The organism is Streptomyces hyderabadensis (assembly GCF_020404845.1).
Lineage (GTDB): Bacteria > Actinomycetota > Actinomycetes > Streptomycetales > Streptomycetaceae > Streptomyces > Streptomyces hyderabadensis.
This window is the reverse complement of the sequence record NZ_JAIOJZ010000047.1, coordinates 1-22,611: the sequence shown is the minus strand read 5'-3', so window position 1 is coordinate 22,611 and position 22,611 is coordinate 1. Positions and strand designations below refer to the sequence as shown.

General features: G+C 72.6%; 24 protein-coding genes and 2 pseudogenes. 14 read left to right on the top strand and 12 right to left on the bottom strand.

Translation table 11 applies throughout. The features are described 5' to 3' along the window. Window positions 1-5 precede the first annotated feature (5 nt). Window positions 6-776, bottom strand: a complete 771-nt coding sequence (locus tag K7854_RS28760; protein ID WP_226029476.1) for a hypothetical protein — start codon at window positions 774-776, stop codon at window positions 6-8. A gap of 266 nt (window positions 777-1,042) precedes the next feature. On the opposite strand from K7854_RS28760, the gene fabG reads away from it, so the two are divergent. The 5 genes from fabG to K7854_RS28735 all read left to right on the top strand — a co-directional run bounded on the left by fabG (window position 1,043) and on the right by K7854_RS28735 (window position 5,834). Next, a complete protein-coding gene (gene fabG / locus K7854_RS28755; RefSeq protein WP_226029475.1) occupies window positions 1,043-1,804 on the top strand; it encodes a 3-oxoacyl-ACP reductase FabG in 762 nt (253 codons plus the stop codon). A 42-nt stretch (window positions 1,805-1,846) separates the two neighbouring features. Next, on the top strand, window positions 1,847-2,608 hold the full coding sequence (locus tag K7854_RS28750) for an SDR family oxidoreductase (RefSeq protein WP_226029474.1): 762 nt from the start codon (window positions 1,847-1,849) through the stop codon (window positions 2,606-2,608). A 210-nt stretch (window positions 2,609-2,818) separates the two neighbouring features. Further along, window positions 2,819-4,405 (top strand): ABC transporter substrate-binding protein, encoded by a 1,587-nt coding sequence (locus K7854_RS28745; protein ID WP_226029473.1) that lies wholly within the window; start codon window positions 2,819-2,821, stop codon window positions 4,403-4,405. 73 nt (window positions 4,406-4,478) lie between these two features. Then, window positions 4,479-5,162: a uracil-DNA glycosylase gene (gene ung, locus K7854_RS28740; RefSeq protein WP_226029472.1), complete on the top strand. Its 684-nt coding sequence runs from the start codon at window positions 4,479-4,481 to the stop codon at window positions 5,160-5,162. Window positions 5,163-5,285: 123 nt separating this feature from the next. Then, a complete protein-coding gene (locus K7854_RS28735; protein ID WP_226029471.1) occupies window positions 5,286-5,834 on the top strand; it encodes a hypothetical protein in 549 nt (182 codons plus the stop codon). A 32-nt stretch (window positions 5,835-5,866) separates the two neighbouring features. Here K7854_RS28735 and K7854_RS28730 read toward each other — a convergent pair whose 3' ends face one another. From K7854_RS28730 to K7854_RS28720, 3 genes are all read right to left on the bottom strand, one after another. Beyond that, on the bottom strand, window positions 5,867-6,373 hold the full coding sequence (locus tag K7854_RS28730) for a hypothetical protein (RefSeq protein WP_226029470.1): 507 nt from the start codon (window positions 6,371-6,373) through the stop codon (window positions 5,867-5,869). A 103-nt stretch (window positions 6,374-6,476) separates the two neighbouring features. Beyond that, on the bottom strand, window positions 6,477-6,989 hold the full coding sequence (locus K7854_RS28725; RefSeq protein ID WP_226029469.1) for a DinB family protein: 513 nt from the start codon (window positions 6,987-6,989) through the stop codon (window positions 6,477-6,479). Window positions 6,990-7,031: 42 nt separating this feature from the next. Then, window positions 7,032-7,652 (bottom strand): TetR/AcrR family transcriptional regulator, encoded by a 621-nt coding sequence (locus K7854_RS28720; protein ID WP_226029468.1) that lies wholly within the window; start codon window positions 7,650-7,652, stop codon window positions 7,032-7,034. Between K7854_RS28720 and K7854_RS28715 the strand changes: the two genes are divergently transcribed. Then, window positions 7,539-8,945 (top strand): FAD-dependent monooxygenase, encoded by a 1,407-nt coding sequence (locus K7854_RS28715; RefSeq protein WP_372481085.1) that lies wholly within the window; start codon window positions 7,539-7,541, stop codon window positions 8,943-8,945. The two genes, K7854_RS28720 and K7854_RS28715, sit on opposite strands and share 114 nt — an antisense overlap. A 13-nt stretch (window positions 8,946-8,958) precedes the next feature. After that, window positions 8,959-9,864 (top strand): Gfo/Idh/MocA family protein, encoded by a 906-nt coding sequence (locus K7854_RS28710; protein WP_226029466.1) that lies wholly within the window; start codon window positions 8,959-8,961, stop codon window positions 9,862-9,864. Here K7854_RS28710 and lnt read toward each other — a convergent pair. Next, window positions 9,788-11,362: an apolipoprotein N-acyltransferase gene (gene lnt, locus K7854_RS28705; protein ID WP_226029465.1), complete on the bottom strand. Its 1,575-nt coding sequence runs from the start codon at window positions 11,360-11,362 to the stop codon at window positions 9,788-9,790. The genes K7854_RS28710 and lnt overlap by 77 nt on opposite strands. Window positions 11,363-11,538: 176 nt before the next feature. On the opposite strand from lnt, the gene K7854_RS28700 reads away from it, so the two are divergent. Beyond that, window positions 11,539-12,279 carry an SDR family NAD(P)-dependent oxidoreductase gene (locus K7854_RS28700; RefSeq protein ID WP_226029464.1) on the top strand — a complete coding sequence of 247 codons (741 nt, stop codon included), beginning with the start codon at window positions 11,539-11,541 and terminating at the stop codon, window positions 12,277-12,279. 49 nt (window positions 12,280-12,328) lie between these two features. On the opposite strand, the gene K7854_RS28695 is transcribed toward K7854_RS28700, so the two are convergent. The 4 genes and pseudogenes from K7854_RS28695 to K7854_RS28680 all read right to left on the bottom strand — a co-directional run bounded on the left by K7854_RS28695 (window position 12,329) and on the right by K7854_RS28680 (window position 14,350). After that, the gene (locus tag K7854_RS28695; protein WP_226029463.1) at window positions 12,329-12,508 is read right to left on the bottom strand and encodes a hypothetical protein; all 180 of its coding nucleotides are present in this window, start codon (window positions 12,506-12,508) and stop codon (window positions 12,329-12,331) included. A 63-nt stretch (window positions 12,509-12,571) separates the two neighbouring features. Next, window positions 12,572-12,670 (bottom strand): annotated as a pseudogene (locus tag K7854_RS28690) (undecaprenyl-diphosphatase); the annotation flags it as partial. A gap of 112 nt (window positions 12,671-12,782) precedes the next feature. After that, entirely contained in the window at window positions 12,783-13,661 is an 879-nt protein-coding gene (locus K7854_RS28685; protein WP_226029462.1) for an aldo/keto reductase, read from the bottom strand. 209 nt (window positions 13,662-13,870) lie between these two features. Then, a complete protein-coding gene (locus K7854_RS28680) occupies window positions 13,871-14,350 on the bottom strand; it encodes a hypothetical protein (protein WP_226029461.1) in 480 nt (159 codons plus the stop codon). Between the two features lie 178 nt (window positions 14,351-14,528). On the opposite strand from K7854_RS28680, the gene K7854_RS28675 reads away from it, so the two are divergent. Both K7854_RS28675 and K7854_RS28670 read left to right on the top strand, forming a co-directional pair. Further along, window positions 14,529-15,770 carry a sensor histidine kinase gene (locus K7854_RS28675; RefSeq protein WP_226029460.1) on the top strand — a complete coding sequence of 414 codons (1,242 nt, stop codon included), beginning with the start codon at window positions 14,529-14,531 and terminating at the stop codon, window positions 15,768-15,770. Window positions 15,771-15,797: 27 nt separating this feature from the next. Next, on the top strand, window positions 15,798-16,403 hold the full coding sequence (locus tag K7854_RS28670) for a response regulator transcription factor (protein ID WP_226029459.1): 606 nt from the start codon (window positions 15,798-15,800) through the stop codon (window positions 16,401-16,403). Between the two features lie 111 nt (window positions 16,404-16,514). Here K7854_RS28670 and K7854_RS28665 read toward each other — a convergent pair whose 3' ends face one another. Together K7854_RS28665 and K7854_RS28660 are read right to left on the bottom strand one after the other, a co-directional pair. Continuing rightward, window positions 16,515-17,390 carry an undecaprenyl-diphosphate phosphatase gene (locus K7854_RS28665; protein ID WP_226029458.1) on the bottom strand — a complete coding sequence of 292 codons (876 nt, stop codon included), beginning with the start codon at window positions 17,388-17,390 and terminating at the stop codon, window positions 16,515-16,517. A 152-nt stretch (window positions 17,391-17,542) separates the two neighbouring features. After that, a complete protein-coding gene (locus tag K7854_RS28660; protein WP_226029457.1) occupies window positions 17,543-18,016 on the bottom strand; it encodes a winged helix-turn-helix transcriptional regulator in 474 nt (157 codons plus the stop codon). A gap of 145 nt (window positions 18,017-18,161) precedes the next feature. Here K7854_RS28660 and K7854_RS28655 point away from each other — a divergent pair, with 145 nt between their 5' ends. Beyond that, window positions 18,162-19,331, top strand: a complete 1,170-nt coding sequence (locus tag K7854_RS28655; protein WP_226029456.1) for a thiolase family protein — start codon at window positions 18,162-18,164, stop codon at window positions 19,329-19,331. 29 nt (window positions 19,332-19,360) lie between these two features. Here the strand turns inward: K7854_RS28655 and K7854_RS28650 are convergent, their stop codons facing one another. Further along, window positions 19,361-20,140 (bottom strand): TVP38/TMEM64 family protein, encoded by a 780-nt coding sequence (locus K7854_RS28650; protein ID WP_226029455.1) that lies wholly within the window; start codon window positions 20,138-20,140, stop codon window positions 19,361-19,363. 49 nt (window positions 20,141-20,189) lie between these two features. On the opposite strand from K7854_RS28650, the gene K7854_RS28645 reads away from it, so the two are divergent. The 3 genes and pseudogenes from K7854_RS28645 to K7854_RS28635 form a co-directional block, all read left to right on the top strand. Further along, window positions 20,190-20,912, top strand: a complete 723-nt coding sequence (locus K7854_RS28645; RefSeq protein WP_226029454.1) for a DNA alkylation repair protein — start codon at window positions 20,190-20,192, stop codon at window positions 20,910-20,912. Window positions 20,913-21,199: 287 nt separating this feature from the next. After that, entirely contained in the window at window positions 21,200-22,378 is a 1,179-nt protein-coding gene (gene tuf, locus K7854_RS28640) for an elongation factor Tu (protein WP_226029453.1), read from the top strand. Between the two features lie 47 nt (window positions 22,379-22,425). Then, window positions 22,426-22,611, top strand: a pseudogene (locus tag K7854_RS28635) (spermidine synthase-like protein); the annotation flags it as partial.

The window sequence follows — 22,611 nt, the reverse complement described above, 5'->3', positions numbered from 1 at the left end:
GTGCCTCAGGCGCGTCGGCGGCGCCTGATCACGTACCCCGCCGCGAGCACGGCGCCGGTGACGAAGCTCAGGCCGATGCCGATGTCCCAGTCGCTGGGTCCGGTGCCCGAGGCGCCGCCCAGGCCGCCCTGCGTGCCGAGCGTCGGCGTCACGGCCGGGGAGGCCACCGGCGCCGGTGTGGGCACGGCCGGGGCCGTGGTGGCCGGTCGTGGCGCGGAGGTGGCGGAGATCGTCGGGGCACCCCGGCCCGGACGTGCCGCGCCGCCCGCGCCGTCGTCCTCCCGGACCTCGCGGATCCCGCCCTGGTCGAACGAACCCTGGCCGGTGGAGTGGGACTGCCCGGGCCGCTGCTGGTCCGTCCGGCCCTGGTCGGCCCCGTCCCCGCCGGGCCGGTCCTGGCCGAGTCCGCCGCCGTCGGCGCCGCCGCCGTCCGGCCGGACCTGGCCCGCTCCGCCCCCGTCGGGCAGGCCCCCGTCGAGCCGCCCGTCGTCGACTCCGCCCCCGTCGACCCCGCCCCCGTCGAGCCGGCCGTCGTCTGGCCGGGTCTCCTCCAAGGGGGCTTCGTCGGACGGGTCTTCGTACACTTCCTCCGGGCACGACGGGTCCGGGTTGCCCGGATCCCCGTTCAGCCCGATCGGTACCGCTTCCTGGTAGGTGAAGCTCCGGCAGTCCGGCTCCAGGTTCCGGTCGAGGTCCTGGGCGGGTGCGGGGTTGGCCAGCGGCACGATCGCGGCGATCGCGACGGCTATGCCTGCTGCACCGGTGCGACGGCGCATGGACGCCTCCTTTCCGGCCACGAGTGGCTCGCGCTTCGACGCTAGGGGCCCGGCGGCCGGGCGGCCCGCAGCGCTGGTCCGATCGGGCGACCGGGACGCCGCGGCGCACCCGGCGGACCGGGTGATGGATCACACCGGACCGGTGTCCCGTTGACACCGGGTGCCAGGGCTTCTAGCGTCACGTCTGCGGAAGGTACTAAGCGGTCGCTCACCCAAGGGCGCACGCTCCGCACGGGCCGCATCCCCAGGACGAGGAGAAGCAGCGAATGTCCACCACTGAGCAGCGGGTCGCCGTAGTCACCGGAGCCGCGCGCGGCATCGGTGCCGCCACCGCCGTACGCCTGGCCGCCGAGGGCCGTGCCGTCGCCGTGATCGACCTCGACGAGGCCGCCTGCAAGGACACCGTGGAGAAGATCACCGCGGCCGGCGGCAAGGCGATCGCGGTCGGCTGCGACGTCTCCGACGAGGCGCAGGTCGAGGCGGCCGTCGCCCGGGTCGCCGAGGAGCTGGGCGCACCCACGATCCTGGTCAACAACGCGGGGGTGCTGCGCGACAACCTGCTGTTCAAGATGAGCGCCTCCGACTGGGACACCGTCATGAACGTGCACCTGCGCGGCGCCTTCCTGATGTCGAAGGCCTGCCAGAAGCACATGGTGGACGCCAAGTTCGGCCGCATCGTCAACCTGTCCTCCTCCTCCGCCCTCGGCAACCGCGGCCAGGTCAACTACTCCGCCGCCAAGGCGGGTCTGCAGGGCTTCACCAAGACCCTCGCCAAGGAACTGGGCAAGTTCGGCGTCACCGCCAACGCCGTCGCCCCCGGCTTCATCGCCACCGAGATGACCAAGGCCACCGCGGACCGCGTCGGCATGGGCTTCGAGGACTTCAAGGCCGCCGCCGCCACCCAGATCCCGGTCGCCCGCGTCGGCGAGCCCGACGACATCGCCAACGCCATCGCCTTCTTCACCGGCGAGGCCGCCGGCTTCGTCTCCGGCCAGGTGCTGTACGTCGCCGGCGGACCGCTCGACTAGGGCCTCGGAGACACGGAAACACTGGGACTGGGGAACACTGACATGACTGAACTGCCCGGACTCTCCGGCAAGGTCGCACTCGTCACCGGCGCCAGCCGCGGCATCGGCTACGGCGTCGCCGAGGCGCTGGTCGCGCGCGGCGACCGGGTCTGCATCACCGGCCGCAACGAGGACGCGCTGAAGGAGGCCGTCGACAGGCTCGGCTCCGACCGGGTCATCGGCGTCGCCGGCAAGGCGCACGACGAGGCCCACCAGGCCGTCGCCGTCGAGCGCGTGATGGAGGCCTTCGGCCGCGTCGACTTCCTGGTCAACAACGCCGGTACCAACCCGGTGTTCGGGCCGATCGCCGACCTGGACCTGAACGTCGCGCGCAAGGTCTTCGAGACCAACGTGATCTCGGCGCTCGGCTTCGCCCAGCGCACCTGGCACGCCTGGCAGAAGGACAACGGCGGGGCGATCGTCAACATCGCCTCGGTCGCGGGCCTGTCGCCCTCGCCCTTCATCGCCGCGTACGGCGTCAGCAAGGCCGCGCTGATCAATCTCACCGCGCAACTGGCGCACGAGTTCGCGCCCAGGGTACGGGTCAACGCGATCGCCCCGGCGGTGGTGAAGACCAAGTTCGCCGCCGCCCTGTACGAGGGCCGTGAGGAGGAGGCCGCCTCGGGCTACCCGCTGGGCCGGCTCGGCGTGCCCTCCGACATCGGGGGCGCCGCCGCGTTCCTCACCTCGGAGCAGTCGGCCTGGGTCACCGGACAGACGCTCGTCGTCGACGGCGGCATCTTCCTGAACGCGGGCGTGGCCTGATCTCGCCCTTGAGGGCCCCTCACGATTGATCCCGGACACGGGCGCCGTCGACGAGTGACGGCGCCCGTGTCCGGCTATCGGAACCCCGTGCACGATGACAACGTAGTCATCCTCAAATGATCAAAACCCCTGTTCAGAGGGGGGTTCAGGGGGCGTGGCGCTGCGGTATGGTCTGCCGACCCTTGGTACGGCGGATCGAGGAGCGTGCGCGTGTTCAACCGGCAGCGAGGCCTGCGGCGGGTCGCGGCCGTCGTGTCCATATCGTCACTGGTCGCCGGATGCGGCATCCTGTCGTCCGACAGTTCGCAGGACGAGGAGCCGATCGTCGTGGGGACGACGAGCGCCCCCAGCACGCTCGACCCGGCCGCCTCCTGGGACGGCTCCTGGGAGCTGTTCCGGAACATCTACCAGACGCTGCTCAGTTACCCCAGCGGGGCCACCGCACCCCAGCCCGACGCCGCCGAGCGGTGCTCGTTCACCGACGGCACGAACCAGGTCTACCGCTGCGAGCTGCGCGAGGGCCTGACCTTCTCCAACGGCGACCCCCTCGACGCCCGGGCCGTCAAGCACTCGATCGACCGGATCAAGGACATCAACGTCAACGGCGGTCCGGCCGGGCTGCTCGGCAGCCTCGAACGGGTCCAGGCGCCGAGCGAACGCGAGGTGGTCTTCCACCTCAACAAGCCCGACGCCACCTTCCCGTTCGTCCTCGCCACCCCCGCCATGTCGATCGTCGCCCCCGGCGACTACCCCGCGGACGCCCTGCGCGAGAGCAGCGGCGTCGTGGGCTCGGGCCCGTACACGCTCCAGTCGTACGAGGACGGCGAACGGGCCGAACTCGTGCGCAACGACCGCTACGAGGGCTTCGCCGAACGGCACAACAAGGCGGTGACCATCCGCTACTTCAAGGACTCCGCCGGCATGGTGAAGGCGCTGCGCGACGGAGACATCCAGGTGACCTACCGCGGCCTCGCCGCCGACGACGTCATCACGCTCCAGGGCAAGGAGGGCAAGGAGGAGAACCTGCAACTGGTCGAGGGCAGCGGTACGGAGATCAGCTACCTCGTCTTCAACCCCGAGGACCCCTGGGCGGGACGCAAGGAAGTGCGCCAGGCCGTCGCCCAGGTGATCGACCGGACGGTGCTCGCCCACAAGATCTACCAGGACACCGTCGACCCGCTGTACTCGATGGTCCCCAAGGGCCTCACCGGACACACCACGGGCTTCTTCGACGACTACGGCGACCCCAGCGTCCCCAAGGCCCGCGATCTGCTGGAGGACGCCGGCATCACCGACCCGGTCCCGCTCACCCTCTGGTACACCACCGACCGCTACGGCTCCGAGACGGCGCTGGAGTTCAAGGAGATCAAGCGGCAGCTCGACGCCTCCGGACTGTTCGAGGTCACCCTCGAGAGCCGTCCCTGGAAGACCTACGTCGCCGGCTACCAGAAGGGCGAGTACCCGGTCTTCGGACGCGGCTGGTCCCCGGACTTCCCGGACGCGGAGAACTTCATCGCCCCCTTCGTCGGGGAGCAGAACGCGCTCGGCACGCCCTACCTCACCCCGAAGATCACCGGCGAGCTGCTGCCGCGCTCGCGCCGGGAGAGCGACCGCGCCAACGTGGAGCGGGAGTTCGAGCAGGCACAGCAGATCATGGTGGACGACGCGCGGCTGCTGCCGCTGTGGCAGGGCAAGCAGTACGTGGCCGCCAGCTCGGACATCTCGGGCGCGGAGCAGGCCCTGGACCCGTCGACGATCATGATGATGTGGCAGTTCGAACGGAAGACGAGCTGGTAGGCGGTCCCGTTGTCAGTGGTCGGCGGTAGGTTCTTGGGCTGTGGAAGCGACCGCACAGCGTAAGGAAGTTGACGTGACCGACATCGCCATGCTGCCCGAGTCCTGGCGCGAGGTGCTGGGCGGCGAGCTGCAGCAGCCCTACTTCAAGGAGCTGATGGAGTTCGTCGAGGAGGAGCGGGCGAACGGCCCCGTCTACCCGCCGCGCGAGGAGGTCTTCGCCGCGCTGGAGGCCACGCCGTTCGACGCGGTGAAGGTGCTGGTCCTCGGCCAGGACCCGTACCACGGCGAGGGCCAGGGACACGGGCTGTGCTTCTCGGTCCGGCCGGGGGTGAAGGTCCCGCCGTCCCTGCGCAACATCTACAAGGAGATGCACGCGGAGCTGGACATCCCGATCCCGGACAACGGCTATCTGATGCCGTGGGCGAAGCAGGGCGTCCTGCTGCTCAACGCGGTCCTCACGGTCCGGGCCGGTGAGGCGAACTCGCACAAGTCCCGCGGCTGGGAGCTGTTCACCGACGCGGTGATCCGCGCGGTGGCCGACCGGACCGACCCGGCGGTGTTCGTGCTGTGGGGGAATTACGCGCAGAAGAAGCTGCCGCTGATCGACGAGTCGCGGCACGTAGTGGTCAAGGGGGCGCACCCCTCCCCGCTGTCGGCGAAGAAGTTCTTCGGCTCCCGCCCCTTCACGCAGATCAACGAGGCGGTCGCCGGGCAGGGCCACGAGCCGATCGACTGGACCATCCCGAACCTGGGCTGAGCCGCCCGATCCAGGGCCGGTCCGCCACCGGCCGGCCCGCGCAGCCCCGGCGCCGCCTGACGGGCCGAGCGGGCGCGTGCGGTTAGCGTCGTCGGGACAGCCGACGAGGGCACGGAGGACGCGGTGGCGAAGGGACAGGAGCAGGCGGCGCCGGATGCCGTGCTGACGCGGATCGGCCAGGTCGCCATGCTGCACCACGCGGGCGACCGCGAGGAGGCCCGGCACCGCTTCCTCGGCCTGTGGGCGGAGATCGGCGAGCACGGCGACCCGCTGCACCGCTGCACGCTGGCCCACTATCTGGCCGACACCCAGGACGACCCCGAGGAGGAGCTGGCCTGGGACCTGCGGGCGCTGTCCGCCGCCGAGGAGCTGACGGGGGAGGGCCACGCGTCCGCCGATCCGCACGCCGGCACGCTTGCCGCCCGCGCCCTCTACCCCTCGCTCCACCTGAACCTGGCCGCGGACTACGACCGGCTGGGCCACCGCGAGGCCGCCCGGCTGCACCTGCGGCACGCCCGCACCGCGGCCCGGTCCCTCGCCCCCGGCCGCTACGGAGAGGGCGTACGCGCCTCGATCGACCGGCTGGCGCTGCGCCTGGACCGCGCCGACCGGGACCAGGACGGCCCCGACCGCCCCGAGCCGTGGGGCCGGCCGCCGCGGCAGCGGCCCTAGCCCGACCCGTCCCGGTACGTCCCGGGCCGGGCTCAGCGGCCGTACGCGTGCTCGCAGATGCGGGCCTCGGGGCTGCCCGGCCGCCAGCCGCCGTACTGCTTGCCGAGGGAGCACACGTCCGCCTTGCCGCCGGTGCCGCCACCGGACAGGCCGGGCAGCTCCGGCACCCGGGGCCGGGAGGCGGCGGGCGCACGGGTCGGTTCCGGTGCCGCCGGGCGGGCGGGCCGCTGCTCGGGGGCGCGGTCGACCGGTGCGCGGTGCGGCGCGGACGGGGCCGCCGGGGGCTTCGTGCGGCTCGGTTCCCCGCCGGGGCGCTCGGGAGCCGGGGAGGGGCCGATCATCTCCAGCGCCTCCCGGGCCGGGGCCTGTACGACCCGGGGCTCGGCCGGGCCGTCCGGGCGCGGCGCGGACGAGCGGGCCCCGGCCGCCGACGGGTCGGCCGCGGCCGGGCCCCGGACCGTCGTACAGCCGGCCAGGGCCGAGACAGCCACGGTCACCAGGAGCGTTGCGGTGGTCGTCGTTCGATGCACCCGCGCCACTCTGCTGGTTCGGGCCCCGCGACCGGCGCCGGACAAGCGGAGGTTGCCCCGCACGGGTGATCTCCGGCCCCGTACGGAGGGCCCGGGGCGAGCGGAGGTGACGTCAGTCGCCGGTGGCTCCGTCCAGGCGCTCGCGGATCAGGTCCGCGTGCCCGTTGTGACGCGCGTACTCCTCGATCATGTGGGTGTGGATCCAGCGCAGGGTGTAGCGCTCGCCGGTGCGCAGATGCCTGCCCCGGGTCGGTTCGCCCAGCGGGACGCCGGCCGCGTTGCGCCGGGCCGCCTCGATCTCGGCCTGCCAGGTGGCACGGGCCTCGGCGAAGGTGTCCGACTCGGTGAGCCGGAACTCGCCGTCCGGGTCCTCGTCGGAGTAGTAGATCGGGCCCGCGTCCTCGGCCGCCAGCACCCTGCGGTACCAGCTGCGCTCCACCTCCGCCATGTGCCGGACGAGTCCCATCAGGGACAGCGTCGACGGTGCCACGGCGGCCGTCCGCAGCTGCTCGTCGGTAAGGCCCTCGCACTTCCAGGCGAGGGTCTGCCGGTGGTAGTCGAGCCAGCCCTCCAGCATGGTGCGTTCGTCGGAGTCGGTCGCGGGTTCGCGGCGTGCGGTCGTCATCCCGGCATCCTCGCCCAGGCGCGCCGGTGCCACCAGGGGTTTTCAGCCGGACGGCAGGCCGCCCAGCATGCCGTCCAGGAGCTCCCGCAGCCCCGACCGCACCTCCTCCAGGCCCGGCACCTCGGCGTGGAAGGTGCCGGCCACGCAGCTGAACATCAGGCCGTCCGCCCAGGCGACCAGCGAGAGCACGTGCCGGGCCGGGTCGGTCGAGCCCATCGCGGTGACGAGGGAGCCCAGTTGCTCCCGGAAGCGGGCGCCCGCCGCGTCGAAGTGCGCCCGCAGCTCGGGGCGGCGGGTGGCCTCCAACGCCAGTTCGTACCGGGCCAGCGTCAGCGCCCGGTTGCGGGTCAGCGCGCGGTGCGTCGCCAGCGTCAGCGCGTCCACCAGGGCGGTGAGGCCGGCGCGCGGATCCGGCATCTCGTGCAGCGCCAGCACTCGGGACTCCCGGTCGGCAAGCCGCCGTACCGCCAGTTCCAGCAGCGCCTGCCGGGTCCGCGCGACGTTGGACGTGGAGCCCTGGGGGAGTCCGGCCGCCTCGTCGACCGCCCGGTGGGTGAGCCCGCGCATCCCGCGCTCGGCGAGCAGGGCCAGGGCGGCGTCGGCGACCAGATCGGCGCGGGAGGCGCCCGCCGGGGGACCCGGGGACGCGGTGTGTGCGGACATGGAGATCAACCTACCCGCCTCACTACGGCTGTAGTACAGTCGGCGGCAGGTGCTACTACATCTGTAGTGAGCCCTGCGTCGAGGAGAGCGGCGAGGAGAGCCATGACACCCACGAAGAGCGCCGTCGTGATCGGCGGCGGCATCGGCGGTCTGACCGCGGCGGCCGCCCTGCACCAGAGCGGCCTGCGGGTCACCGTCCTGGAACGCGCCCCCTCGCTCCGCCCGATCGGCGCGGCCATCTCCCTGTCGCCCAACGCGCTGCGCGCCCTGGACGTGATCGGCCTCGGCGAGGAGATCCGCGACCTCGCCGCCTGGCAGGGCGACGGAGGACTGCGCACCCCCGGCGGGCGCTGGCTCTCCCGGTCCAGCGCCGAGGCGGCCGCGGCCCGCTTCGGCGGTCCGCTGGTGCTGCTGCACCGGTCCACCCTCATCGAGCGCCTCGCCGCGCTGCTGGAGCCGGACGCCGTCCGCACGGCCGCCGACGCGACCATCGCCGACCCCGGGGACCGCGACCGTCCGGCCATCGTCCGCACCCCGGGCGGCGAACTGGAGGCCGACCTGGTCGTCGCGGCCGACGGCATCCACTCGGTGGTGCGCCGCGCGCTCTTCCCGGACCACCCGGGTCCCGTCTACTCCGGCTTCACCACCTGGCGGATCGTGATCCCCGTCCCCGGCGCCGAGTTCGCCTCCCACGAGACCTGGGGCCGGGGCCGCATCTGGGGCACGCACCCGCTCAAGGACGGCCGGGTCTACGCCTACGCCGCCGCCGTCACCCCGGCCGGCGGACACGCGGCCGACGAGAGGGCCGAGCTGCTGCACCGCTACGGCGACTGGCACGACCCCATCCCCGCCGTCCTCGCCGCCGCCCGCCCCGAGGACGTACTGCGCCACGACGTGCACCACATCGCCGAGCCGCTGCCGGCCTACCACCGGGGCCGGGTCGCCCTCCTCGGGGACGCCGCGCACGCCATGCCGCCAAACCTCGGCCAGGGCGGCAACCAGGCCATCGAGGACGCGGTCGTGCTCGCCCACCACAGCCGGGACCTCGCCGCCTACACCGCCGCCCGGCTGCCCCGCACCACCGCGATCGCCCGGCAGGCCGTCAAGGTGGCCCGCCTCAACCTGATGGGCAACCGCGCCGGGATCGCGGTCCGCGACGTCGCGATCGCCGCCCTGTCCAAGGCCGGACCGGCCCTCTTCCTGCGCGGCTTCGACGGCATCGCCGACTGGCGGCCCCCGCAGCCCCCGTATGCTTCCCGGCGGACCCAGGTCGGCGAGCGTTACGAGCGTTAGAGGAGCACATCCCGTGAAGGTCGGCTGCATCGGACTCGGCGACATCGCGCAGAAGGCCTACCTGCCGGTGCTCGCCGCCCTCCCCGGGATCGAACTGCACCTGCAGACCCGCACCCCCGCCACCCTCACCCGGGTCGGGGACAAGCTGCGCATCCCGCCCGCGCAGCGCCACGCCGACCTCGACGCGCTCCTCGCCCAGGGCCTGGACGCCGCCTTCGTGCACGCGCCGACCGCCGCCCACCCCGAGATCGTGACCCGGCTGCTGGAGGCCGGCGTCGCCACCTACGTCGACAAGCCCCTCGCCTACGAACTCGCCGACTCCGAACGCCTGGTGACCCTCGCCGAGGAGCGCGGCACCAGCCTCGCCGTCGGCTTCAACCGGCGCCACGCCCCCGGGTACGCCCAGTGCGCCGAGCACCCGCGCGAGCTGATCCTCATGCAGAAGAACCGCACCGGACTGCCCGAGGATCCGCGCACGATGATCCTCGACGACTTCATCCACGTCGTCGACACGCTGCGGTTCCTGGTGCCGGGACCGGTCGACGACGTGACCGTGCGCGCCCGTGCCGAGGACGGCCTGCTCCACCACGTGGTGCTCCAGCTCGCCGGGGACGGCTTCACCGCGCTCGGCGTGATGAACCGGCTCAGCGGCTCGGCGGAGGAGATCCTGGAGGTCTCGGGCCAGGACACCAAGCGCCAGGTGGTCAACCTCGCCGAGGTGATCGACCACAAGGGCCAGCCGACCGTGCGACGGCGCGGCGACTGGGTCCCGGTGGCCCGCCAGCGCGGCATCGAGCAGGCGGTGCTCGCCTTCCTCGACGCGGTCCGCGCCGGCCGGGTGCTCAGCGCCCGGGACGCGCTGGAGACCCATGAGCTGTGCGAGCGGGTGGTGCGGGCCGTGCTCGACCGCTCCGCCTGAGCCGCACCGTCCGTACGCCCGCCACGGCGCCCCAGGCCGCGAGGGTCCCCAGCGCCGCGTACACCGTCCAGTCGCCGTAGCGCACGTACGGCGTGGTGCCGTGGGTCAGGGGGATCTCGTACACCCGCGAGGTGCTCGCGTCGGTGCCGAGCCAGGAGCCGATCCGGGCGCCGTTCGCGTCGTAGACGGCGGAGACGCCGGTCAGCGTCGCGTGCACCATCGGCCGGCCGGTCTCGGCGGCGCGCAGCGCGGCGAGCGAGGCGTGCTGCTCGGGGGCCCAGGTGTGCTGGAAGGTCGAGGTCGAGGACTGGGCGACCAGCACCTTGGCACCGTCGGCGACGAGGCTGCGACTCATGTCGGGGAACGCGCTCTCGAAGCAGACCATCGGCCCGATCCGCAGACCGTCACCCACGTCCATCACCACCTGCTCGGTGCCCTGCCTGCGGTCCTCGCCGGCCGCCTTGCCCACGGAGGTGGCCCAGCCGAGCACCGAGCGGAACGGCACGTACTCCCCGAAGGGGACCAGCCGCATCTTGTCGTACCGGTCGCCGGTCGGGCCCTCGGGGCCGACGAGCACCGAACTCTTGTAGATGCCGGGTTTGTCGGAGCGCCGGGCGTCCACGTTGACCAGGATGTCCGCGCCGGTCTCCCGCGACAGCGCGGCCAGCCGCCGGGCAAGGTCCGGCCGGTCGTCCAGGTCGAAGCCGACGCTGCTCTCGCCCCAGACGATCAGGTCGAGGTCCCGGTCCGCGAGCCGCCGGGTCAGCTGCTCCTCGCGGTCGAACCGCCGGTCGGCGCTGTCCGCCCCGGCGACGACGCCCGGCTGCACCACGGCGATCGCGGCCCGCTCGTCGGGGTCGGGGCGCGGTGACCAGACCCAGGCCGCCGAGGTGGCCGCGGCGGTGGCGACCAGCCCGGCCAGGGCCGGCACCCGCGCCCGGCGGACGGCGACGAGGACGGCCAGGGCGACGTTGACGGCCACCACCAGGAAGCTGAGCAGCCACACCCCGCCCACCGAGGCCAGCCGCAGCGCCGGGGACACCTGCCACTGACTGGCGCCGAGCATCCCCCAGGGGCCGCCCAGCCCCTGCCAGGAGCGGACCAGCTCCGCCAGCAGCCAGCCCGACGGCAGCACCACCAGGGCCGCCGCGACCCGGCCGGCCGACGGTGCCCCGCCCAGCGTCCGGTGCACCAGCCAGCCCCACGGGACCCACAGCGCGCCGAGCAGCGCGGCGATGACGAACGTGAACACGTGCAGGTTGGGCAGCAGCCAGTGGTGCATGGCCAGCACGAACCCGAACCCGCCGCACCACCCGTCGTACGCCGCCCGCCTGCCGCCCGGCGCGGTCCGGGCCAGCAGGATCCAGGGGACCAGCGCGAACCAGGCCCACCACCACAGCGCCGGGCCCGGGAAGGCGAGCACGGGCAGGGCCCCGACGAGCACGGCGACGGCCGAGCGGCGCCACGGGGAGGCGAGCCAGTGTTCGAGCGTCTTCATGGACTCCTCCCTACCGATGATCCCTACCCGTTGGTTCCCCCGGTGTGCGCATGTGACGAGGGCGAATTCAGTTGATCACACCGAGACTCGTCGCACCGTGGCGGAGGCCCGTCCGGCGCACGGCAACCTCCTCTAAAGTGATCGATGATCGATCAAATCGAGATCCGGAGGTACTCATGACGCGACCCATCACCGTCGTCACCGGCGGCAGCCGGGGGATCGGCGCGGCGACCTGTCTGCGCCTCGCGGCGGACGGGCACGACGTGGTCGTGGGCTACGCCCGCGACGCCGCGGCCGCGGAGACGGTCGCGGCAGGGGTGCGCGACGCGGGCGGCCGCGGGATCGCGGTGCGGGCGGACACGTCCGTCGAGGCCGACGTCGAGCGCCTCTTCGACGTGGCGGAGGAGCGGCTGGGCCCGGTGACGGGGCTGGTGAACAACGCGGCCGTGACCGGCCCCCTGGGACGGCTCGCCGACCTCGGCACCGCGGACCTGCGCCGGGTCCTCGACGTCAACCTGCTCGGCGTGCTGCTCTGCGCCCGGCGGGCCGCGCGGCTGATGACACCGCGGGGGAGCGGGGCGATCGTGAACGTGTCGTCGGGCGCCGCGACCCTGGGCAGCCCGGGGGAGTACGTGCACTACGCGGCGAGCAAGGCCGGTGTCGACGCGCTGACGCTGGGTCTGGCCAAGGAACTCGGTCCGGACGGCATCCGGGTCAACGCCGTCGCGCCCGGGGTGATCGACACCGAGATGCACGCGGCGGCGGGCGACGCCGGCCGGGCGGCGCGGATGGGGGCGGCGGTGCCGATGGGGCGCGCGGGCCGGCCGGAGGAGATCGCCGCCGCGATCTCCTGGTTGCTCTCGCCCGAGGCGTCGTACGCGACGGGGACGGTGCTCCGGGTGGCGGGCGGCCGCTGAACGAAGCCCCCGGGCGGGGCCGCCTGCCTGGTGCGGCGGCCGCCGCGGCTCAGGCCGCCTCGATGACCTCGCCGCGGATCGCGGTCGCCCACTCGACCACCAGCAGCTCGTACTCCACGCGCTCCTGCGCGGACAGGGTCCCGCCCGCGCGCCGCCACAGCGCGCGGATCTCATCGTTCAGTTCCGCGGCGGACCGCACGGAACCAGGCGTCACGTAATCGGGGGACATGCCGCCAAGCCTAGGGGCAAGCACTGACACTGCGCTACCGAACGGCTACACAAGCACTTCGGCTCAGCCGGCGGACTCCGCGGCGTGCGGACTGAGGGCACCCGCCGCGACCAGGGCGGTGATGACGACACCGAGCGCGATGCGGTACCAGACGAACGGCAGACCCACGTCGAGCGGCAGCCGCCGTCGCGACGCTGCACGATCTGCACGGTGATGCCCGTGGCCCGGGAGAAGAGGACTGCGGCGCTACTCGTTGATGAATGACAACGACCACTCAGCCGGCCAGCGCGTTCAACTCCGCGATCTGAGCCGGATCCAGCCGTACCGTCGCCGCCGCGATGTTCTCCTCGAGGTGGGGCATGGACGCCGTGCCGGGAATCGGCACCATGTTCTCGGCGCGGGCGAGCAGCCAGGCGAGTGCGATCTGGGCCGGGGTGGTGCCGGTTTGCGCGGCGAGGCCGCTGAGCGGGCTGTCCGGCCGGGCCAGGGCGCCGATGTCGAGGGGGAACCAGGAGATGAACGGCAGTCCCTCGCGCGTGCAGTGGTCGAGTACGTCCTCGTGCTTGCGTTGCGTGATGCTGTACTGGTTCTGGACGGAGGCGATGTCGACGATCTCCCGGGCGGCGGTGATTTGGTCCACCGTCACCTCGTTGAGGCCGATCGCGCCGATCTTCCCCTCGTCCTTCAGCGACTTGAGCTCGCCGATCTGGTCCTCGAACGGCACCGCGGGGTCGACCTGGTGCAACTGGTAGAGATCGATGTGGTGGACGCCCAGCCGGCGCATGCTCAGCACACACTCCTGGCGCAGGTACTCCGGACGCCCGAGGGCGGCGTAGGAGCCCGGACCCGACTGCGTCTGACCGCCCTTGGTCGTGATCAGCACATGCTCCGGGTAGGGGTGCAGAGCCTCGCGGATGATCTCCTCGCTGATGTGCGGTCCGTAGACGCTCGCAGTGTCGATGAAGTCGACACCCAACTCGACTGCGCGTCGCAAGAGTTGCACCGAGGCGTCACGACTGGTCGGTTCCCCCCAGACCCCGGGCCCGACCAGTCGCATGGCCCCGAATCCGAGCCTGTGGACGGTCTTTCCGGCGATCTCGATCGTCCCGGACGCGTGATTGACGCGGTTCCTGAGAGGTTGTTCCTCGGCCATGTGTACTCCTTGTCAGGCCCTTCGACAGGCAGACGACTTGCTTGTGGATCACGTAGGGATGGCGTACGAGTGGCGTAGGGGCGGCGGAGCGGTACGGCCTGCCCGATCGGACATCCGCGCCACGCGCGTGGGACCGACGCGTCGGCAGAACCGGGGCAGGGGCCGGGGCACACGGATGTCCTGTCCACTTTCCTTGTCGGGCCGGAGGGTCAGCCGCCCGCCAGCGATCCGGACCGGACCGCTGCCGCTGCCCGCTTGCGCCGCCTGCGCAGCAGCACGACGACGAGCGCGAAGACCTGGAGCAGGGGGTCCAGACCCGGCAGGTCGGCAGTCGCCTCGGTGCGGAGGTGACCGGTGCGGCGGATCGTGCCGACCGGCTCACCGGTGTCGCCGAGCATCGTGTACTCCCGGCCCGCCGCCGCGGTCTGCCGGAACGGGACGATCCGCCCGGAGGACGTCAGGTTCCAGCTGCGGCTCACCCGGTCCGTGGTCGCGACGGCGGTCCCGTCGGCGTCGAGCAGTTCGTAGACACCGCTGAAACGGTGCGTGCGGACGAGGTGGTCGGCCCCGTGCAGGGTGAACCGTGCGCCGACGCGGCCTCGGCGCAAGGAGAACGTCGTCAGCGCCCGGCCGTCCTCGACGATCTCGTACTCCTGGGCCGGCAGACCGATCCTCTTCGCGTGCAACATGTCTTCACTACAGCATCCGGTCGCCGGACGTACCCATGCCATTTGTCATGCATGACCGGGTGACAACCCGGACGGGGCGCGGGTCCCGGTCGGGCGACACTTGGCTGCATGACTTGTGCCTCACGCACCGGGCCGCCGTTCGGGCGCCTCCTCGACAGCCGGGCATAGCATGATCGACATGGGCGTACGCGATCCGGACGAATTCTCCGCCTACCGGTGGCCGGACTGGAGTTTCTGGAAGGACCAGCCGGGCCGTCACGGCGCGTACGACCGGGGCCGTGTGGTCGTCGCCGTGGCCATGGCGCTGGCCTCCCTCACCTTGATCGTGCAGGCCGTGGACATCGCGCACGGCACCAGATCTGCGCCGCTCACCTCGCTCGCGATCGGTCTTGTCGCCTGCTACGGCGTCGGCTGCCTGCTGGCACCCTGGTACGGGCCGATGGCGCTGCGACGCGGGCGCGTCGCCATCGTGGCCGTGATGTTCCTGCTCGGGGCAGCCCCGGCCGTCCTGCTGGGGAAGTCGGCCTATCTGACCGATCTGACCTACACCCTCTCGATCGGCCTCATGCTGCTGCCGCTGCGCTACGCCTTGCTGCTCGGCCTCGGTACGGTGCTGGGGCAGGTCGTCTGGATGCGGCTCGCCCAGGGCGAGGTGGCCTGGGCACAGGTGGCCACCCTCGCCGGGGTGACCGCGGCGCTCGGCACTGTCTTCGCGCTCAACTTCACCATCGGTCACCTGCGTGCCACCCGCGAGCAGGTCAGGCGACTGGCTGTGAACGAGGAGCGGGAGCGGGTCGCCCGGGACATGCACGACGTCCTCGGCCACAGCCTCTCGACGATAACCGTCAAACTGGGTCTGACCCGGCGGGTCCTGGAGTCCTCAGGGGACGTGGCCGTCGCCGTCGGCCAGGTCACCGAGCTGGAGAACATGGCGCGCACGGCGCTGTCCGATGTGCGCGCGACCATCTCGGGCTACCGCACCCTGTCGCTGGACAGCGAGCTGGCCGGTGCCCGTATGGCTCTGGGCGCCGCCGGCGTACGGGCCGATCTGCCCGCCTCGACCGACGTCGTGCACCCCGAGCTGCGCGAGGTGTTCGGCTACGTCGTGCGGGAGGCGGTCACCAACGTGCTGCGGCACTCCGACGCCGAACTGTGCACTGTCCGCATGGGGCCCGACTGGGTCGAGGTCTCCGACAACGGCAGTTCCACGAGCGGGCCGGGTGCCGGGAACGGGCTGACCGGTCTCACCGAACGGCTGTCTGCGGTGTCTGGCACCCTCGAACACCGGTATGCCCCCGGCGGCGGGTTCCACGTCATCGCCCGCGGGCCCGCCCAGGCGATCCCTCCCACTCCTGCGCAGCCTTGGCGACCTGCACGGGCGACCGAGCCACCGGGAACCGAGCGCCCGGGAACCGAATGAACCGAGCCGCAAGGGAACCGAACCGACATGATCCGTGTCCTGCTGGCCGACGACCAGGCACTCGTACGCGGGGCCCTCGCCGCCGTGCTCCGACTCGAGCCCGATCTCGACGTGGTCGCCGAGGTCGGCACCGGCACCGAGGCGCTGGCCGCCGCGCAGCGGACCGCGCCCGACATCGCGCTGCTCGACGTGCAGATGCCCGGCCGGGACGGCCTGGCCGTCGCCGCCGACCTCCAGCGGGCGCTGCCCGGCTGCCGCACCATCATCTGCACGACCTTCAGTCGGCCCGGCTACCTCTCGCGGGCGATGTCCGCGGGCGCATCCGGATACGTCGTGAAGGACTCCCCACCCGAACAACTGGTCGACGCGATCCGCCGGGTCCACTCCGGCCTGCGCTTCGTGGATCCGGCCCTGGCCGCGGAAGCGCTGGCCGGCGGTGCGAGCCCGCTGACCGGGCGCGAGGCGGACGTACTGCGCGCCGCCGCCGAGGGTGGCACCGTGGCCGACATCGCCAGGACGCTCCGGCTGTCCCAGGGCACTGTGCGCAACCATCTGTCGTCGGCGATCGGCAAGACACAGGCCCGTACCCGCGCCGAGGCGGCCCGGCTCGCGGAGGACAACGGCTGGCTGTGACCGCCGCGCCGGTGGAGTGAGTCATGCAGGGGCCCCAGGCGCAGCAAGAGCCTGGGCGCCCCGAACTCCGGGGGCAGCCTGAATCGCCGGTCCGGCCCGCGCGGCCCTGGTTCAGCCGCCGGATTCGCCCGCGTGCGGGCTCAGCACCCCCATGCTGACCAGCGCAATCACCACCACACCGAGTGCGATGCGGTACCAGACGAACGGCATGAAGCTCTTGGTGGAGATGAACTTCATGAACCAGGCGATGACCGCGTACCCGGTGGCGAAGGCGATGACCGTGGCGAAGAGCGTCGGTCCCCAGGAGACGTGGTCGCTCTCCATCGCGTCCTTCAGCTCGAACACGCCGGAGGCGAGCACCGCGGGGATGGCGAGCAGGAACGAGTACCGGGCGGCCGCCTCGCGCCGGTAGCCCATGAAGAGTCCGCCGCTGATGGTCGCGCCGGAGCGCGAGACGCCGGGGATGAGGGCCGCCGCCTGGCAGAGGCCGTAGATCAGACCGTCCCGCACGCCCAGGTTCTCCAGCTCCTTGCGCTGCTGCGGTGCTCGGTGCCGGCCGCCCTTCTCGTCCCGGGCGGCCATGCGGTCGGCGATGCCGATGATCACGCCGACCACGATCAGCATCGTCGCGGTGATCCGCAGGTCGCGGAACGGGCCCTCGATCTGGTCCTTCAGCGTCAGGCCGAGCACACCGATCGGGATCGAGCCGACGATCACCAGCCAGCCCATGCGGGCGTCGGGGTTGTGGCGCATGGACTTGTCGGTGAGCGAGCGCGCCCACGCCGAGATGATCCGCCCGATGTCCTTGCGGAAGTAGATGAGCACCGCGGCCTCGGTGCCGATCTGCGTGATCGCCGTGAAGGCCGCGCCCGGGTCGTGCCAGCCGGAGAAGGCCGCGGTCAGCCGCAGGTGCGCGCTGGAGGACACGGGGAGGAACTCGGTCAGCCCCTGGACGAGTCCGAGGACGAGGGATTCAAACCAAGACATGGAGTTACGTCAGTCCAAGCGGCGATCGAGGAACGGCGAGAAACGGTCGGCGGACACGCCGAACCGTCGCGTGCGGTGATCGGGACCTGGCGTGCCGAGGGGCAGCGTAGCGCCCCGAAATGAACCCCGGACGACGGGGGGTGAGCAGCCCCCTACGCCACCGCGGGGCCCGCCACCGTCCAGCCCGCGGCCTGCGGATGGGCGGTCAGGTCCTCGTGCCGGACGGTGTCGCCGCAGGCGGGGCAGATGACCTGCGGGACCAGTTCGTGGCCGCAGGCGTGCTCGATCACCATCGGGCGGTCGTCGTCCGCGTGCAGATGCCGGTCCCCCCACGCCATGAGGGTCATCAGGACCGGCTCCAGCTCCAGGCCCGCCCGGGTGGGCCGGTACTCGAAGCGCGGCGGGCGCTCGCTGTACGGCCGCCGGTCCAGGATCCCCGCGTCGACCAGCCGCCGCAGCCGGGTGGTGAGGATGTCGCGCGGGGCGCCGGTGTTGCGCACCAGTTGGTCGAAGCGGCCGTTGCCGAGGCAGACCTCGCGCAGGACGAGCAGGGAGTACTTCTCGCCGACGAGCGCCAGGGTGTCGGCGATGGAGCAGGGGCGCGGGTTCTTGGGAGCGGCGGCCATGCCGGCCAGTCTAGGCGAGGAGCAGGAGAGGGTTTGATTTTCCAACTCACCGGGCTATGGTGAGTCCAGATTTCCTACTCACTGGTAGTCCCCGTTCCTCACTCACCGGCAGTCCGCCGACCACCGAGCACCGGAGGCCCGCACCATGCGTGACGCAGTCGTCGTGGAAGCCGTACGCACCCCGATGGGCAAGGGCAGACCGAACGGCGCCCTCGCCCACGTCCACCCCGTGGAACTCCTCGCCCACACCCTGCGCACCCTCGTCGAGCGGTCCGGGGTCGACCCGGCGCTGATCGACGACGTCATCGGCGGCACCGTGGACCAGGTCGGCGAGCAGGCCATGAACACCACCCGCTACGCCCTGCTCTCGGCGGGCTTCCCCGAGTCCGTCCCCGCGACCACCGTGGACCGGCAGTGCGGCTCCTCCCAGCAGGCCGTCCACTTCGCCGCGCAGGGCGTCCTCGCCGGGGCGTACGACCTGGTCGTCGCCTGCGGGGTCGAGTCCATGAGCCGGGTGCCGATGTGGTCGAACGTGCCGCCCGACGCCGACCCCTTCGGTCCCGGCATCGCCGCCCGCTACCCGGATGGGCTCGTCCCGCAGGGCATCAGCGCCGAGCTGATCGCCGCCGAGTGGTCGCTCACCCGGGAGCGCATGGACGCCTTCGCCGTCTCCTCGCACCACAAGGCCGCGGCCGCCTGGGACGCCGGCCGCTTCGACGCCGAGATCGCGCCCCTGGACGGGGTGTCGCGCGACGAGTGCGTGCGTCCGGCCACCGGCGTCGAGGTCCTGGCCGGCCTGCGGCCCGCCTACCACGACCCGGCCTTCGCCGAACGGTTCCCGCAGATCGAGTGGAACGTCACCGCCGGAAACGCCAGCCCGGTCAACGACGGTGCCTCCGCCGTGCTGATCACGTCGAGCGAGACCGCGGCCCGACTCGGCCTGCGCCCCCTCGCCCGGCTGCACAGCTTCGCCGTCACCGGCTCCGACCCGCTGCTGATGCTCACCGGCGTCGTCCCGGCCACCGAGAAGGTGCTGCGCCGGGCGTCGCTCTCGCTCGGCGACATCGACCTCTTCGAGGTCAACGAGGCCTTCGCGAGCGTCGTGCTGGCCTGGCAGCAGGAGACCGGCGCCGACCTCGACAAGGTCAACGTGCACGGCGGCGCCATCGCGCTCGGTCATCCCCTCGGCGCCAGCGGCACCCGCCTGACCACGACCCTCGTCCACGCCCTGCACCAGCGCGGCGCCCGCTACGGCCTGCAGACCATGTGCGAGGCGGGCGGCCTCGCCAACGCCATGATCCTGGAAGCCGTGTAACGCCCCGTCAGCGCCGGTGCAGCGCCCGTTCAGCGCCCGCGCAGCCGGTGCCGCTTGCGCCAGGCCACCACCGCGCCCGCGAGCCCCGGCAGGGCGATGCAGGCCAGCGCGATCAGGAAGGCGGGAGACGTCGGCGTCGAGGCCCGGGCACCCGCGACGACGTAGGCGGCCGTGTTGGGGATCGAACCGAGCGCCGTCGCCAGCAGGAAGGGCAGCAGGCCCATGCGGGACACGGCGGCGCAGTAGTTGGCCGCGGCGAACGGCACCCCGGGGAAGAGCCGCGCCGCCAGCATCGAGCGGAAGCCGTGCCTGCTGAGCTGCCCGTCCGCGGCCTTCAGCCACTTGCCCCGCAGCAGCGGACGCAGCGCCTCCTGGCCGAGCACCCGGCCCAGACAGAAGGCGATCCCGGCGCCGAGCACCGTGCCCGCCAGCGCCGAGGCCAGCCCCAACTGCGAGCCGAACAGCGCGCCGGCCGCCAGGTTCAGCAGCGGGCGCGGCACGAAGGCCACCGTGCACAGCCCGTACGCCACCGCGTACGCGAGCGCCGCCGCGGCACCCCCGAGCTGCGGCGGCCAGCCGTTCGTCAGCAACTGCTGCGGCTGGAACAGCACCACCGCCGTCGCGGCCGAGGCCAGCAGGGCGACCAGCAGGGAGAGCCGCGACCACGGCGACAGCAGCACTCTCGTCACACGCGCGGCGAAGCCGGTCGGCGCGACCGGTCCGGCGGCGGTGGCGACGGCGAGTTCGGTGGCGGCGGTCCGGGGAGAGACCGTGGCGGTGCCCCCAGAGCGGGTGGTGGCATCGAGCATCCGGTGACACTAACCGACAAATGTGTGTGATCGCCGTATGGTGCGTCTCATGAGCGTCACAGCCCGGTGGATTCCGGACGCGCCGCACAGCTCCCTGGCCGACACGGTACTGGAGCGGCTCACCGGTGAGTACGCCGCCGCGGCCGACGCCGAGCGGGCCGCCGGGATGCGGGCGTACATGAAGGACGCGGCCCCCTTCCTGGGCCTGACCTCGCCCGTTCGCCGCTCCCTGACCCGCGTCGTGCTGGCGGGCCTGCCCCGGCCGGACGAGTCGGACTGCACCGCGGTCGCGCTGCGCTGCTGGCGGCTGCCCGAGCGCGAGTACCACTACTTCGCCGTCGACTACCTGCGCCGCCATGTGACGCACTGCTCGTCCGGTTTCCTGCCCGTGGTCCGGCACCTGCTCACCACGGTCCCCTGGTGGGACACCGTCGACCTGCTCGCCGCGCACGTCGTCGGGGGCCTGGTCGCCGCCGACCGCGGCCTCGCGCGGGACATGGACGCCTGGATCGAGGACGAGGACCTGTGGCTGGTCCGCGCGGCGCTCCTGCACCAGCTGCGCTACAAGGAACACACCGACACCGACCGCCTGTTCGGCTACTGCCTGCACCAGGCGGGCCACGGCGACTTCTTCGTCCGCAAGGCCGTCGGCTGGTGCCTGCGCGAGTACGCCAAGACCGACCCGGACGCCGTGCGCGCCTTCGTGGCCGAGCACCGGACCCGCCTGGCACCGCTGTCCGTCCGGGAGGCGCTGCGGACCGTCGGCCCCTAGCCGGTCCCCGGCGCGCGGGACGGCGGTGGCGTCGAACTCCCGTTCCCGTAAAAACCATTCGACGTGCGACGAGGCGTCGGCGATGATCGGCGTCATGTTCCGGTACGCCTTCCACCTCGCAGCATCCGCGGTCGCGGATGCCCCGAAGGCTGCCGTCGCCCACTTCACCGCCGCAGTCGACGGCGCCCGAAGCTGACCCTCCCCGGATCGTCCGGCGGACCCCGCAGGGGGAGGGTCGGCCGGCCCCAGGGGTCCCCACCACCGCCACGAGGCTTCGAGGTACCGCCATGTCCAAGACGGCGTACGTCCGCACCAAACCGCATCTGAACATCGGCACGATGGGCCATGTCGACCACGGCAAGACCACCCTGACCGCCGCCATCACCAAGGTCCTCGCCGAGCGCGGGGCCGGCAGCACCACCCAGTACGTTTCGTTCGACCGCATCGACCGCGCCCCGGAGGAGGCGGCGCGCGGCATCACCATCAACATCGCGCACGTCGAGTACGAGACCGACACCCGGCACTACGCGCACGTCGACATGCCCGGCCACGCCGACTACGTCAAGAACATGGTCACCGGAGCCGCGCAGCTCGACGGGGCGATCCTCGTCGTCTCCGCCCTCGACGGGATCATGCCGCAGACCGCCGAACACGTGCTGCTCGCCCGGCAGGTGGGCGTGGACCACATCGTGGTCGCGCTCAACAAGGCCGACGCGGGTGACGAGGAACTGACCGACCTCGTCGAGCTGGAGGTGCGCGAACTGCTCACCGCGCAGGGCTACGGCGGCGACTCCGTGCCCGTCGTACGGGTCTCGGGGCTGAAGGCACTGGAGGGCGACCCGAGGTGGACGGCGTCCGTCGAGGCGCTGCTCGACGCCGTGGACACCTACGTGCCCATGCCCGAGCGGTACCTGGACGCGCCGTTCCTGCTGCCGGTGGAGAACGTGCTCACCATCACCGGCCGCGGCACCGTCGTCACCGGCGCCGTCGAGCGCGGCACCGTACGCGTCGGCGACCGGGTCGAGGTGCTCGGGGCGTCCGTCGAGACGGTCGTCACCGGCCTGGAGACCTTCGGCAAGCCGATGGCGGAGGCGCAGGCCGGGGACAACGTGGCGCTGCTGCTGCGCGGGGTCGCCCGCGACACGGTGCGCCGGGGGCACATCGTCGCAGCGCCCGGCAGTGTCGTGCCGGCGCGGCGCTTCACCGCTCAGGTGTACGTGCTGTCGACGCGCGAGGGCGGCCGCTCCACGCCGCTGACCACCGGCTACCGGCCGCAGTTCTACATCCGGACCGCGGACGTGGTCGGCGACGTGGACCTCGGCGAGGCGGCGCTCGCCCGGCCCGGGGACACCGTCACCATGACGGTCGAACTGGGGCGGGAGGTGCCGCTGGAGACGGGGCTCGGCTTCGCCATCCGCGAGGGCGGCCGCACGGTCGGCGCGGGGACGGTGACCGCGGTGCAGTGAGCGCCCGCCGGGCACCGGCACCCGCCGGGCACCGGCACAATGGGCAGGTGAACGAAGCCGTACCGGTCAGCCGGGTCACCGACCACGGCACCGCCAAGCTGATGCCCGACGTCGACCGGGCCCGGGCCTGGCTGCTCACCGTCGACGGGGCACCGCAGTCGTACGTCGACCTGGACGAGCCGGCGCACCTGGAGTTCGAGTACACGCGCCGGCTCGGCCACGTCCTGGACACG